This is a genomic window from Streptococcus australis, from assembly GCF_901543175.1.
Classification (GTDB): domain Bacteria; phylum Bacillota; class Bacilli; order Lactobacillales; family Streptococcaceae; genus Streptococcus; species Streptococcus australis_A.
The window spans coordinates 999,372-1,014,275 of the sequence record NZ_LR594040.1; the positions used below are offsets into that span (position 1 = coordinate 999,372).

The window sequence follows — 14,904 nt, forward strand, 5'->3', positions numbered from 1 at the left end:
TATTTATAGTCTATTTAGATTAATAACTTCATCTGCTTGATTCCAAATATCAGGATTATGAGTTGCAAGAATTATCAAGCGGTCTGGCTTTTTCAATGATAAAAGCAAGTTCATAATTTCTTGTGAAGTTTCTGGATCAAGTGCTGCAGTCAGTTCATCTGCCAAAATCAAAGGAGGATCCTTGAGGATGACTTTAGCCAAGGCGACACGTTGCGCTTCTCCGCCTGATAATTCGTAGATTTTTTGATCAAGAGTGAGATAATCCAATCCCACCTTTTCTAAGACTTCTTCTTCTCGCTTCTTCTTCTCTTGTTTAGTCCATTTTTGACCAATCAATCCAAGTTCTAAATTTGCAGCTATGGTCTCGTTTTCAAGAAGGCCAAAATTTTGAAAGAGATAGCCTAATTCATTTTTAAAAAAGTGATGAGATTTGATTTGCTTAAGTTCTTGCCCTCGATAGCTGATGCTTCCCTTTTCATAAGATTCCAGCTTAGCCAGGATATTGAGTAGGGTTGTTTTGCCACAACCACTATTTCCGATTAGGGCATAGACCTTTCCTGCTGCAAATTGCAGATTGATATCCTGAAAGACAGTCCGTTTTCCAAATGATTTTTCCAGATGTTCTATTTTAATCATATTAGGCTCCTTTCAGAATAATGGGCAAGAAATGCTCTTCTTTATGCGAGCGGTAAAGGAGAATCAGCCATGCATTGGTCGTAAATAATAAAAGCGTGACGAGAGCAATCCACCACTCCTGTGTGAGAAAGAAAATCAGGACGCTACCTAATAGTAGCATGGTAATCTCTGATACGAGCATACTTTTGTGAATTTTCAAAAAGTCCATGCCCGCAATTTTCTTCAGAAAGATCGGTCTTCTAAACTCTTCAAAATAGAGAAAATTCATGGTGTTAAAGAGTAGAATGGAGGTCGCCATTCCGAAAACACCTCCAGCAATGGTCATGAGGTTCTCTAATTGAATGGATTGCATCATCTGCTGATAGACAGCTGCTGCATAGTCATATTGACTAACGTTTTTTTCAAGCCCATTCTCAGCTACTAGTTTCTTGCTTTTTTCCAGACCATCAAAGTATAGATAAGAATTAAGATGAGAGAAATAAGGATTTTCGTAGCCACCAAAGCTTGTAGGTCGAACAACAACCAAAATCGGATCTGTCAGAAATTGCTGATAGCTCATCGGTGTATTATTATAGATAAATCGTTTTTGGTTGTTAGGAAGATAGGTCACCCGTGCTTTCATAGGCAACTGACTCTTTCCTTGTTCATCACTAGGAGTCAGATAATCTTCATAGCGTTTTTTCAACTCCTCTTCTTGTCCTTTCAACTTTTCAGGGAGCAAGAGTCCAAACTCTCCAGCTTGCAAGTGATTCAAACGCTCTTTTTCCTCGGGGGAAACTGAGATCCTTTGGATATCAAGGTAATTTGGTGTGACATACAGGGTATTGGCAAGAGGATCGTAATCTGTGATTGAAATCTTTCTACCCGTTCTAGGATCATTCATGAAGCCTTTTGAATCAAAAGGTGCGAGCTGATGATAGACCAAGAGACCACCTTTTTCGATGCCAGACTCGATGAGCTTAGACCATTTGGCTCTGTTCTCAATTTGCGTCTCTTTGTTTGTACCCTGTGAAAAATCCTCCCGATTTACACCAATTTGAACCCAATTCGTCTCTTTAGACCAAGCCACTTTCCCCTCTTGGTAAGTCTGCCAGATAGAGCCATAAATGCTGACACGATGAACTGAAAGACCAATGACAGTGATTGCAAGAAATTGACATGTAAAGAGAAAAAACAAGACTCTTTTTAATGGAATTTTCCCCTTTAAAAGGCTGACCAAGTGTACTGTCTGAATACTGAATGCAAAGAAAAAGGATAGAAAAGCAGATAAAATAAATAAAAGTGTATTGTAAATAATACTAGCTGAAATGATGAGGGAATAGGCAAAAGGGGTCAATTGTAAATAATAAATCAGAATAGCTCCCAGGACACTGCCACCAATACATCCTAAAAACAATTCTTTACCATCTTCCATGAGAGAATGTCCAAAGAGCTGGTATCGTCTTATTCCAGAAATGTAACGAATCCCTGCACTTCTCATTTCAAGTGTTTTTTGAATAATGGCCAATGCACCAAAGCTGATGATAAAAATAACCAAGGCTAGAGATTGGGCACCAGAACCAAAAAATGCGAGAAAATTTTGCAGGAAATTAGGGTTATTCATGAAACTTTTTGAAAAACCAAGATTGTGGAGTTTTTGATCTAATTTTTCAAGGGTTAAATTCCCAGATAGTATATAGTAATTGGTAAGCAAACTTTTCTTTGCAGCGAATTCTTTCTCTTCTTTTTTGATGCCATTAGGAAGTGCTCCTTCTCCGTAGATATCATACGAAAACTTAACTTGCCCTTTAGAATCCGTTTTTTGAATCTGGCGAGCGATTACACTATTGCTTTCCCTTGCTAACTGATCTAAGTTGGCCGAAAGCTCCTCATTGGTGATATTTCTTTCTTGTTTAAGAACTCCTACCACAGGGAGGCTTCGGTAGATGACCGTATTTGGTGAAATAAAGGCAATCCAAAGCAGAAAGATTAGAATAAAAAGGTTCGAAAAAAGTATAAATAAACGTTTCATAATTCTACTCTTTCTAGTTTATCCTAAATTAAAGTATACAAATTCATCAAAACTTGTATTTATGAACGATTTTGATATGTAATGAGCAGAAGCATAACCTACATTAGATTTGCTGTCACTTGCTCGAGCCACACTTGACCAATGCCAACGATAGTCGTGGAAATAACTTGAGAATGCTCCCCAATTGCCTGAATCATGATATCCTCCGTAACTCCAGTTACCACCAGATACCCAATCAGCAAAGACAGGACACGCTAAGCTACAACTCAACTTCCATAATTAAAATTAAAAGCTTTATTTAACAATAAAATTATGAATTGCTCAAAATATAGTTTCCGTTTTTTTCTCCTTTCTAGAGCAACTCTTCACATCTGTATTATATCACTTTTTCCAAAAAATACAAATTATTATATATAAGATGACCAAAAAACGAAGCTGGTTCTGCAACCAACTTCGTTTGATTTATCCCACCACTGCTTCAGCGATTTCTTCACGGCTGATACCAGCAAAGTAGCGTGTAATATCAATAGTTTCTAAGGCCTTAAGGACATCTTCGCGTTCGTATTTAACTCCACGAAGGACATCTTCTACAGCCGCAACGTCTTCGATACCAAAGAAATCTCCATAAATTTTGATGTCTTGGATTTTTGATTCGAGAACATTCGCAAAGATTTCAACCTTACCACTAGTGAATTTTGTTCCACGACGGACGTTAAACTCAGGTGATTTACCGTAGTTCCAGTCCCAAGTTCCAAACTTAGTATCCTTGATGCGATTGATTTCAGCCAATTCTTGCTCAGAAAAAACGTATTCTGTCATCTCTGGATACTCTTTTTTCATGTATTCCAATAGCAAATCACGGAATTCTTCAACTGTGATCTTTTCTGGTAATTCATCGATAATATTGGTCACACGGGCACGGACGGATTTCACACCTTTTGACTCAAATTTATCTTTTGAAACTTTCAGAGCATTAGCAAGGACTGACAGATCAACGTCAAAGAGCAAGCAACCGTGGTGCATGATACGGCCGTTGATATAGGCTTGGGCATTACCACAGAATTTCTTACCGTCAATTTCTAAGTCATTACGACCTGTAAATTCAGCTTTAACACCAAGTTGAGCCAAAGTATTGATGACTGGAGTTGAGAAGCTCTTGAAGTCAAAGGCCTTGTTTTCATCTTCTTTTGAAATGATGGTGTAGTTGAGGTTGTTTAAATCGTGATAAACAGCTCCACCACCACTGATACGGCGGACTACCTCAATACTATTTTCTCGAACATAATCACGGTTAATTTCTTCAATAGTATTCTGGTGACGACCAACAATGATAGATGGTTTATTGATCCAAAGTAGGAAGATCTGATCCTCATCAAGTAGGTGTTTAAAGGCATACTCTTCCAAGGCAATATTAAAGGCAGTGTCGTTTGAATGATTGATAATGTATTTCATGATATCCCTTTATACGATAGAGACTGGAAATAATCTTCCAGTCTAGTCTATCTTCGTTTTATTTTTTCTTAGGTGAATGGATAGCCATTCCTAGAACATCCGCAAACGCTTCGTACATCACTTCAGAGTAGGTTGGGTGTCCGTGGATAGTCTTCAGCATTTCTTCAACAGTGATTTCCATTTCGATAATGCTTGACGCCTCGTTAATCAATTCTGCGGCTGCAGGACCGATGATATGAACACCAAGGATTTCTCCGTATTTCTTATCAGCAATAACTTTAACGAAACCTTGAGCCGCATCTGATGCAATGGCACGACCGTTGGCAGCAAAATTGAATTTACCGATGGCTACATCGTATTTCTCACGTGCTTGTTCTTCAGTCAAACCTACTGCTGCTACTTCAGGAAGAGTGTAGATAGCTGCTGGAGTCAAGTTCAATTTAGCAACAGCATGGTTTCCTTTGAGGGCATTTTCAGCGGCAACTTCACCCATGCGGAAGGCTGCATGCGCCAACATCTTCGTACCGTTGATGTCACCTGGTGCGTAGATACCTGGAACAGAAGTTTCCATGTATTCGTTAACCTTGATGCGTCCACGATCCAATTCAAACTCAACTTCGCCAATTCCTTCAAGATCTGGTACACGACCGATTGAAAGAAGAGCTTTATTTGCAATAATATCGTCTTGTCCTTCAACTTTGATACGAAGTTGACCATTTTCCTCGATAATTTCTTGCAGTTTTGTACCTGTTAAGATGGTCATTCCTTTGCGCTCAAGGATCAAGCGAAGGTTCTTAGAAACTTCGGCATCCATAGCTGGAACGATACGGTCCATCATTTCGATAACAGTTACTTTTGAGCCAAATGTCATGAAGGCCTGACCGAGTTCGATACCGACAACGCCACCACCGATGATAACAAGGCTTTCTGGAACTTCGTTCATTTCAAGAATGTCGTCACTTGTCATCACGAGTGAAGATTCCATACCAGGAACGTTGATCTTGCTGACTTTTGAACCACCAGCAAGGATGATTTTCTTGGTTTCAAGCAATTCTGAACCATTAACCAAGACATTCTTGTCTTTAGTGATGGTTCCAATTCCCTTATGAACAGTAACTCCGTAGCTACGAAGAAGACCTGCAACGCCACCAACCAAAGTATTAACAACCTTAGACTTGGTTTCAAGGAGTTTGTCCATATCTACAGTGAAGTTTGGATTTTCGATGACGATACCACGGTTTGCTGCATGACCGATGTTTTCGATGATTTCAGCGTTGTGAAGGTAGGTCTTGGTTGGGATACAGCCACGGTTCAAGCACGTTCCACCGAGTTCTGATTTCTCAACAAGGGCAACCTTCCCACCGAGTTGGGCAGCTTTAATCGCTGCAACATAACCAGCAGGACCTCCACCAATTACAACGATATCAAAGGCATCATCGCTCTTACCATCGTCGTTTGAGGCACTAGCTGCAGGTGCAGGTTTTGATTCTGGCGCTGCCGCTCCAGCGGTTGGGATGTTTTCACCTTCTTCGCCAAGATAACCGATAACTTCAGTTACTGGAACAGTTTCACCATCTCCTTTAAGGATGGCAATCAAGTATCCATCTTCTTCGGCTTCCAATTCCATGCTGACTTTGTCAGTCATGATTTCCAAAAGGATTTCTCCTTCTTTTACAAATTCTCCGACTTTTTTATTCCATTGGACGATTTGTCCTTCTGTCATATCCACGCCGGCTTTTGGCATAATTACTTCTAAGGCCATGTCTTACTTCCTTTATCTATATCTCTAAAAATAAATACTGTATTATTTAAACCAACATTGAGATTGGGTTCTCAATTAAGGCTTTCAAGTCTTTCATAAACTTAGCACCAGCCATACCATCTACAACACGATGGTCAATCGTTAATCCAAGGCTCATGATTGGACGAATCACAATCTCACCATTGACAACTACAGGTTTCTCAACTGTTGAACTGACACCAAGAATGGCTGAGTTAGGTTGGTTGATGATCGGACCAAAGGACTGAACGCCAAACATTCCCAAGTTACTAATTGTGAAGGTTGAGTTTTGCAACTCACTTGGAGCTAATTTACCATCCAAGGTACGACCAATGACATCTTTGAAGGAAACAACCAACTCTGACAAGCTCATTTTTTCAGCATTATAGACAACGGGTGTCATTAGGCCATTATCCATACCGACTGCCATAGCAAGGTTGACATAGTTATGAGTGATAATGGTCTTACCATCTTCGGTCAATGAAGCGTTGATGTATGGGTGTTTCATCAATGTCTTAACAACAGCGAGAGAAAGAAGGTCTGTAACCGTTACTTTCTTACCAGTTGCTTCCATAATCGGATCAAGAACCTTCTTACGAAGAGCCAACATTTCTGACATATCGACATTATAGTTAAGTGTGAAGGTTGGCGCAGTTAAGTAGGATTCAACCATACGTTGGGCGATAACCTTACGCATTGGTGTCATTGGAATGCGCTCAATCTCACCATAAGGAGTGATATTGTCTGGAACTTCTTCCACTTTTTCGATTTGAGCAGGTGACTTGATGGTGTCGTTTTCGATATTTTCAGGAAGGAAGGCCAGAACGTCCTTCTTCATAATCTTACCACGATGACCAGTTCCTTGGATTTCCTGCCAAGCAATGTTATGTTCGAGGGCAATTCGTTTTGCAAGTGGCGAAATGCGAACCACGTTTGTGTCTTTATAAGTTTCCACGTCTTCTTTGTGGACACGACCGTTTGCACCTGAGCCAGAAACGTCGTAGAGGTTGATACCTAGATCATCCGCTAACTTTCTAGCCGCAGGAGTCGCTCTTAGCTTATCATCAGCCATGACCTCTCCAATTCTATACTAAGATATTAAGGACGAAGAGGGCAATGAAAAAATAGGAGATTGACGATGTGTTCGATGAACACAAGGAAATCTATCTTTTTTTCACAGACCTCCGTCCGAATTCAATTAAATGATACAAAGGGCGACAAAAGTCAAAGTGAAAATAGGAAACTTGACGAAGAAACTTTAGTTTCTAGGAAAGTTTATCTTTTTCACACAGACTTTAGCCCGTGTTCAACTCTACAAGTAACTTGGACACAGAACGTGTCTCAAGTTACTACGGCTGCCGCTATTAGGCGGTCAACCTAGTAGACTTACTAAGTCGTTCGTCGAACATAATCGATTCGACTCCCTCCTGTCGCAACTTTACTAATAAGTTGGATACGAAGTGTGTCTCAAGTTACTACGGTTGCCGCTATTAGGCGGTCAACCTAGTAGACTTACTAAGTCGTTCGTCGAATATAATCGATTCGACTCCCTCCTGTCGCAACTTTACTAATAAGTTGGATACGAAGTGTATCTCAAGTTGCTAAAGTCAAAAACCGTTTTTTACATAATTTATCTTATGCAATTTTATTCTTTGTTATAGGTTTTACGGATAGCAGCTTTAATGCTTTCAACGGTTGGAATCATTGCATTTTCTAGGTTTTGTGCGTAAGGCATTGGCACATCTTCTCCTGCGCAACGGCGGATTGGGGCATCTAGATAGTCAAATGCTTCTGATTCAGAAATAATTGCTGAAATTTCACCGATATAACCACTTGTTTTATGGGCGTCGTTGACTAGAACAACCTTACCAGTCTTCTTAACTGAGTTAATGATGATATCCTTATCTAGCGGTACAAGGGTACGTGGGTCGACAATTTCAACTGAAATTCCTTCTTCTGCCAATTCTTCAGCAGCTTGAACCACACGGCGAAGCATTTTACCGTAAGTAACGACTGTTACATCCGTTCCTTCGCGTTTGATTTCCCCAACCCCAAGTGGGATTGTGTAGTCTGGATCAACTGGCACTTCCCCTTTTTGGTTAAATTCTGACTTGTACTCAAGAATGATAACAGGGTTATTATCACGGATAGAAGACTTGAGAAGTCCTTTCATATCCGCAGGTGTTCCAGGAGCTACAACCTTAAGTCCAGGAATGTGAGTAAACCAAGACTCTAGAGATTGCGAGTGCTGGGCCGCAGAACCAACCCCATTACCAGCTGCACAGCGGACAGTCATTGGAACCTGACCTTTACCACCAAACATATAACGTGTCTTGGCAGCTTGGTTGACAATATTGTCCATGGCAATAACCGAGAAGTCCATGAAGGTCATATCGACGATTGGACGAAGTCCTGTCATAGCTGCTCCTGCTGCTGCTCCAGAGATGGCAGCTTCAGAAATCGGACAGTCACGGACACGTTCTGGACCAAATTCTTCAAGCATTCCAACTGAAGTTCCGAAGTCTCCTCCGAAGACGCCGACGTCTTCTCCCATCAAGAACACATTTTCATCGCGACGCATTTCCTCAGACATAGCAAGGATAATGGTGTCACGGAAGGACATTGTTTTTGTTTCCATTTTTATCTCTTTCTCCTTAGTCTGCGTAAATATCTTCAAATGCTGATTCTAGTGGCGGGAATGGACTTTCTTCAGCAAATTGAACAGAAGCTTCTACTGCTGCTTTCACTTGTGCTTGGATTTCTTCCAATTCTTCGGCACTTGCAATGTTATTTTCAATAAGGTAATTGCGGAGGTTTTCGATTGGGTCCTTTTGTTTCCACAATTCCACTTCTTCGCGAGTACGATATTTACCAGGGTCAGATGATGAGTGACCGAGCCAGCGATAAGTTACACTTTCAATCAAGACTGGACCATTGCCACCTCGAACATGAACTACGGCTTTCTTAAATCCTTCATAAACGTCGATGACATTGTTTCCATCTTCGATAAACATTCCAGGAATTCCATAAGCTGCGCTACGGTGATGGATATGTTCTACATTGGTCATTTTTTTGATATCCGCAGAGATACCGTAACCGTTGTTAATGCAATAGAAAATGACTGGAAGGTTCCAGATAGAAGCCATGTTCACTGCTTCGTGGAAGACACCTTCGTTAGTCGCTCCATCCCCAAAGAAGCAAACGACGATTTTTCCAGTATTTTGCATTTGCTGACTGAGGGCTGCACCAACAGCGATTCCCATACCACCACCTACGATACCATTGGCACCGAGATTACCAGCATCAAGGTCAGCAATGTGCATGGAACCACCTTTTCCTTTACATGTTCCAGTGTATTTCCCAAGGATTTCAGCCATCATGCCGTTGAGGTCAATTCCTTTGGCGATAGCTTGACCATGACCACGGTGGTTTGAGGTGATCAGATCATCTGGATTGAGGGCCAGCATAGCTCCGACGTTAGCAGCTTCCTCTCCAACAGAAAAGTGAGTCATACCAGGGACTTTTCCCTTTTTCACTAACTGAGCAATTTTTAAGTCCATACGACGGATTTCTTCCATCTTACGGAACATCTCTAGCAAGAGATTTCTATCTAAAGTTGACATAATCTCGCCTTTCTAGGTTTAAAGTTTTATGTCTTCATTCTATCGCATTATGAAAGCACTGTCAAAACATATGCTTACATTCTTTCACAAAATACAAAAAGAAAATCCCAGTTTATCGGGATTTTCTATAAATTAAAACATTTTTTCACAAAGTTTATTTGACATTGGAAACTTCAAAACTTTTCATAATTGTTTGCAAACGCCATTGATAGAGGATAGCACTAACGACTAAACTCGCTATCAAACCAATCCAGTAAGAATAGGCTCCCAAAGTTGTTACTTGGTCTAGTAATAAGCCTAATGGAATGGACACAGCCCAGTAAGCAATTACACCAAGATAAAAGGGAACTACCGTATCCTTGTAACCTCTCAAAATTCCTTGTAAAGGAGCTGCAACGGTGTCAGCTAACTGGAAAAATAGACTATAAGTTAGGAAGGTTGATGTTAGTTTAATGAAGTCAGGATTATTTCCATATAAACTGGCTACGACATCTCTCAAAATATAGAGGAAGCTTAAGGTAAAGCCTGCAAATATCAACGCTATCCAACGACCAATTTTGATATAGGTCTCGGCATCATCAAAACGCCTAGCCCCAACCTCATAAGAAACAACTATGGCCATGGCAGAGGAAATGCTCACAGGAAAGGCATACATGAGAGTTGAGAAGTTCATGGCTGACTGGTGGCTGGCAATAATCATAGACGAAAATTTAGCCATAATCAAACCAACGACAGAAAAAATAATCACCTCAGCAAAAACTGTACCACCGATTGGTAAGCCCAAGCGAATCCCTTCTTTGACCTTTACTAGATCAAGTGGAAGCGGTTTTTCTAGATGAAACTCTTTTAACTTTTCCTGTTTTAAAAGGATAATAACAGAGATACCAAGGAGACACCAGTAAGCCAGGGAAGTACCTAAGCCTGCTCCTGCTCCACCTAACTCTGGAAACCCAAAGGCACCGTAAATTAACAAATAGTTAAATCCACAATTTAAAGGAAGCAATAAGAGCATGAGGTACATAGATAGCTTGGTCAGACCGATTGAATCAAGTAGCGATCGAATAACACTGAAAAGCAATAAGGGAATAATTCCGATAGACAAATACCAAAGATAAGAAACCGCAACTGCTGCCACTTGTTCTTCTAGTCCAATATGGTTTAAAACGGGGGGCGCTAAGAATATTACCATCCCGAGCAAGATCAAAGACAGTCCAAAAGCTAAATAGATGAATTGGTAAAAGTCAGATGCTACTTCTTCCTTTTTTTCTCGTCCCAGATGATGTCCTATGATGGGAACCATAGCCGAAACAATCCCTGTTAAAAAAGTGAAGAAAGGATTCCATAAACTCGTTGCAGTTGAAACGCCAGCCAAGTCCATGGTATTGTACTGCCCCGTCATGGTTGTATCGACAAAAGAGGCAGAATAATTGGCAAACTGATAAATCAGGATAGGAAAAAATATCTTAAGAAATAAGACAAACTTATCTTTAAATTGATGGGTTGGGTACATAAGTGCTCTCTATTCTTATAGTTTATAGAGCAGAGTCCCATCTAGTTCTGGTAAACAATTTGTCCCTTGCAGATAGTATATTTGACCTGCCCTTTTAATGTTTCACCGATAAATGGTGAATTGGCTGATTTTGAAGCAAAGTCTGGACCAACAGTACGATCAGCCTTGTCATCAAAGATAGTGATATCGGCTGGACCATTCTCAGCCAAGTAACCTGCTTCAAAGTTATACAATTTAGCTGGATTAACAGTCATTTTTTCTAGCAATTCCATCAAGCTGAGCTCACCAGCTTCGACCAAATAAGTCAAACCGAGAGATAGAGAGGTTTCTAAGCCAGTCATACCAGATGGTGCTTTGGTAATATCCTCTACATTCTTCTCGTCTGCATGGTGAGGCGCGTGGTCTGTCGCGATTACAGAAATGACTCCCGACTTGAGACCTTCAATCACGGCACGACGATCTGACTCCAAACGAAGCGGAGGATTCATTTTAGCATTGCTACCTTGAGTCAAGAGGAGTGCTTCTGTCTTTGAGAAATGCTGTGGCGCTACTTCTGCTGTGACTTGCGCACCCAGACCTTGAGCGAACTCCACAACCTTGACACTTTCCTCCTTAGACAAATGCTGGATATGAACATGAGCCTTGGTTGCATAGGCAATCATAACATCACGCGCAATCATAGCGTATTCTGCTACACCTGTCGCACCACAAATCTTGAAGTGGTCTTTAGCAATGTTTTCATTGAAGCCAAGAATACCGTTCAAACCAGGGTCTTCCTCATGAAGGCAGACAAAGGTACCTAGTTTCTTGGCAGTTTCCAAGGCTTCTTTGAGAACCTTGCTGCTTTCAAGCGGAATACCATCATCAGAAAATCCAACAGCTCCAGCTTCTAAAAGTGCCTTAAAGTCTGTCAAATCATGCCCATTAAAATTCTTAGTAATAGTTGCTACTGTTTTGACATTAATTCTTTCCTTGGCAGCTGACTGGAGAACTTCTTGAAGAGTCTCTACATCCGAAATGGTTGGACTAGTATTAGCCATCATGACGACAGTGGTAAAACCACCTGCAGCAGCCGCTAGGGCACCAGTATGGATATCTTCCTTGTGGGTCTGACCAGGTTCACGGAAATGGACATGGATATCGACCAAGCCAGGTGCAACTACAAGACCAGTAGCATCAAGCACCTCTGCTCCTTCTTCCTTGATTTCGGCAGCAATCTTGACAATTTTCCCATCTTGGACTAAAACATCACACACTTGATCCAAACCAGACTTGGGATCCATTACACGACCATTTTTGATTAGTAGCATCTGCTTTCTCCTTTATTCATAAAAATCAACTTGGGTATCCAACAATTTATCCCCATCATAAACAAACTTAGCTGAGAAGAAGGGTTTGTCCTCTAAAAGCCACTCAACAAAGGTGTGGTCACCTTCCCAAGTCGGCTTACTCAAGACCTCATCATAGGGAACCCATTCTAAGGTCCCCTCATTGCAGTCAATCAAGTCACCCTCAAACTCTGTCACCTTAAAAACATAGGTGTACCAGTCTAAATCTGGCGTGAATTCAGGAAAAGTGATAACACCTTTAAGGACTGGCTTGGCTTTCAGACCTGTTTCTTCAAGAATTTCACGCGCTGCACATTCCTGTGGAGTCTCCCCTCGCTCTAGCTTACCACCCACACCAATCCATTTACCTTCATGGACATCATTGGGCTTTTTATTGCGATGGAGCATGAGTAGTTCTTTTCCGTTGTCAATGTAGCAAATCGTCGCTAACTGAGGCATTTTTTCTCCTTATCTAAGCCAATCGATTGGCTCTTGTCCTGTCTCTCTTAAGAATGCATTGGCCTTGGAAAAAGGCTTGGAACCCCAAAATCCTCTGTAAACAGATAAAGGACTGGGATGGGCTGATTCGATAATCAAGTGGTGAGGATTGGTGATCAAGGTCTTCTTCTTACGTGCATAGGCTCCCCAGAGTACAAATACTACAGGTCTGTCTAGATTATTTACAACCTGAATCACGGCATCTGTAAAAGGCTCCCAAATTTGCCCAGCATGACCATTAGCCTGACCAGCAGGAACGGTCAAACAAGCATTGAGAAGTAAAACTCCTTGCTCAGCCCAAGCAGTCAAATCATGAGATGCTTTAACTCCAATATCATCTGCCAATTCTTTCAATATATTTTGTAAGGAAGGCGGAGCTGGGATAGAGTCAGGTACAGAAAAACTCAAGCCCTGTGCCTGACCTGGTCCGTGATAGGGGTCTTGCCCTAGAATCACCACCTTAACCTCTTCAAGCGGTGTTGTCAAGAGAGCTTGAAAAACTTTTTCCTTGGGCGGATAAATAGTTCCCTGAGCATAGACTTGCTCCATAAACTGATTGATTTTCCCAAAATAACCCTCAGGTAATTGCTCCTTAATCAAAGCATGCCAAGATGAGTGTTGCATAAAGCTTACTCCTTCATTTTTACTGCCTCTATTATAGCAAAAAGTGGCTATTGAAACCACTTTTTACAGTTTATCTAAACAATCCAGTAAGTCTTGGTAAGAATGAACTTCATAAGTCGGCTGGGCTCGCGACTTATTTTCCAAATGATGGGGATTGTACCAGATAGTGTCAATCCCAGCATTATTGCCACCTTGAATATCTGCTGTTAGGGAATCTCCAATCATCAGCGCCCTTTCTTTATCAAATCCAGTAATCTCTTGACCGATTTTTTCATAGAATAGTGCATCAGGTTTTTGAGTTTGCAACTGCTCAGAGATAAAAACTTGGTTGAAATAGGGAGCAAGACCCGATTGAGCCAAACGACCTGTTTGAATAGCAGTAATACCATTTGTCACAGCGTACAGGTCATAATCACGCTCAATGAGACTGTCCAAAAGTTCATGAGCGCCTGAAAGAGTTTGCCCCTGCTGGGCTAGAAAAAATTGGTAGCGCTGGGCAAGTAAAGTCCCGTCCTTCTCCAGTCCAAAATGAGCAAACAAACGTGAAAAGCGCGTGTTAACCAGCTCTTGTTTGCTGATTTTCTTTTGCTCCAAGTCCTTCCAGAGAGCCTTGTTCATAGGAACGTAATAGTCTTTGTAGGCTTGGATATCCGCAACTCCTTCTTCTTTTAGAAGTTGCGTCAGAGCCACATCCTCAGCAGCATCAAAATCAAGCAAGGTGTGGTCAAGGTCGAAAAGTAAAAATTTGTAGGGCATTAAATTTCCTTTCTAGGGGACAAAAGATTCAAAAGGGGGGATTCATTTAATGATTAGTTTTAAAATTTAATAACACCATTATACCATAGGAAATAATGAACAGATATATATTTTTCAATTAGCCAATGCCACAACTAAATTGATAGTCTCCTACTGAAACTTCTTTTCGCTTATTATCAGAGAGATGACTTGTTGCAACTTCAGTATCAGGTGCAACAAGTCCCTTAAGTCCATCCATCAAAAGTTTAATTCCAGGATCCAGCAATATTCCAGAATTATACCTTGTATCTAAAACATCGTGTATGAAGATTAATATCTTCACTATTTAACGATTTGTAACAATCCAAACGATTACAGAGTTTATTCCAAACTTTCACCGTACAAAAAAGCCACATTGTGTGGCTTAAAATGGAGCGAAAGGGATTCGAATCCTTTGGGCTATTTGTGTTTTATAATTAATTTTAGGGATATATTTCAAAGGTTACTCACTCCAATAAGCCCGTTTACCACCAGATTTGAAATAGAACTCTTCATTGTATTACCTCTTTCCATTGTAGCGACCGCTATAACAGTTTGAATTAAATCGCATAGAAGTGACATGTCCAAATTAATCCCAAACCAATTAAATACTACCACACACCTCAACAATCCGTTTTTTAAGATTGCTCAAGTCTATGTTCAATGAT

At 40.8% G+C, this 14,904-nt stretch carries 13 protein-coding genes; all 13 read right to left on the reverse strand.

Annotated elements, in window-relative coordinates:
* Positions 1 to 3: 3 nt before the first annotated feature.
* The 13 genes from FGK98_RS05010 to FGK98_RS05070 all read right to left on the reverse strand — a co-directional run bounded on the left by FGK98_RS05010 (position 4) and on the right by FGK98_RS05070 (position 14,218).
* Positions 4 to 636, reverse strand: a complete 633-nt coding sequence (locus FGK98_RS05010; protein WP_138100310.1) for a putative bacteriocin export ABC transporter — start codon at positions 634 to 636, stop codon at positions 4 to 6.
* Between the two features lies 1 nt (position 637).
* Positions 638 to 2,647 carry a DUF1430 domain-containing protein gene (locus FGK98_RS05015; protein WP_138100311.1) on the reverse strand — a complete coding sequence of 670 codons (2,010 nt, stop codon included), beginning with the start codon at positions 2,645 to 2,647 and terminating at the stop codon, positions 638 to 640.
* 18 nt (positions 2,648 to 2,665) lie between these two features.
* Complete coding sequence (locus FGK98_RS05020; protein WP_138100312.1) at positions 2,666 to 2,917, reverse strand: lactococcin 972 family bacteriocin; 252 nt, start codon at positions 2,915 to 2,917, stop codon at positions 2,666 to 2,668.
* Positions 2,918 to 3,109: 192 nt separating this feature from the next.
* Entirely contained in the window at positions 3,110 to 4,099 is a 990-nt protein-coding gene (locus FGK98_RS05025; protein WP_138100313.1) for a lipoate--protein ligase, read from the reverse strand.
* Positions 4,100 to 4,157: 58 nt separating this feature from the next.
* A complete protein-coding gene (lpdA, locus tag FGK98_RS05030; RefSeq protein WP_138100314.1) occupies positions 4,158 to 5,861 on the reverse strand; it encodes a dihydrolipoyl dehydrogenase in 1,704 nt (567 codons plus the stop codon).
* 46 nt (positions 5,862 to 5,907) lie between these two features.
* On the reverse strand, positions 5,908 to 6,951 hold the full coding sequence (locus FGK98_RS05035; protein ID WP_138100315.1) for a dihydrolipoamide acetyltransferase: 1,044 nt from the start codon (positions 6,949 to 6,951) through the stop codon (positions 5,908 to 5,910).
* Positions 6,952 to 7,524: 573 nt separating this feature from the next.
* Positions 7,525 to 8,517, reverse strand: a complete 993-nt coding sequence (locus tag FGK98_RS05040; protein WP_125416728.1) for an alpha-ketoacid dehydrogenase subunit beta — start codon at positions 8,515 to 8,517, stop codon at positions 7,525 to 7,527.
* Between the two features lie 16 nt (positions 8,518 to 8,533).
* Entirely contained in the window at positions 8,534 to 9,502 is a 969-nt protein-coding gene (locus tag FGK98_RS05045; protein WP_138100316.1) for a thiamine pyrophosphate-dependent dehydrogenase E1 component subunit alpha, read from the reverse strand.
* A 154-nt stretch (positions 9,503 to 9,656) separates the two neighbouring features.
* Entirely contained in the window at positions 9,657 to 11,012 is a 1,356-nt protein-coding gene (locus FGK98_RS05050; protein ID WP_138100317.1) for an MATE family efflux transporter, read from the reverse strand.
* Between the two features lie 41 nt (positions 11,013 to 11,053).
* A complete protein-coding gene (locus FGK98_RS05055) occupies positions 11,054 to 12,322 on the reverse strand; it encodes a dihydroorotase (protein ID WP_138100318.1) in 1,269 nt (422 codons plus the stop codon).
* Positions 12,323 to 12,334: 12 nt separating this feature from the next.
* On the reverse strand, positions 12,335 to 12,799 hold the full coding sequence (locus FGK98_RS05060; RefSeq protein ID WP_001135768.1) for an NUDIX hydrolase: 465 nt from the start codon (positions 12,797 to 12,799) through the stop codon (positions 12,335 to 12,337).
* 9 nt (positions 12,800 to 12,808) lie between these two features.
* Positions 12,809 to 13,462, reverse strand: coding sequence for a uracil-DNA glycosylase (locus FGK98_RS05065; RefSeq protein WP_138100319.1), 654 nt, complete (start codon positions 13,460 to 13,462; stop codon positions 12,809 to 12,811).
* A gap of 63 nt (positions 13,463 to 13,525) precedes the next feature.
* Positions 13,526 to 14,218: a YjjG family noncanonical pyrimidine nucleotidase gene (locus FGK98_RS05070; protein ID WP_138100320.1), complete on the reverse strand. Its 693-nt coding sequence runs from the start codon at positions 14,216 to 14,218 to the stop codon at positions 13,526 to 13,528.
* Between the last annotated feature and the right edge of the window lie 686 nt (positions 14,219 to 14,904).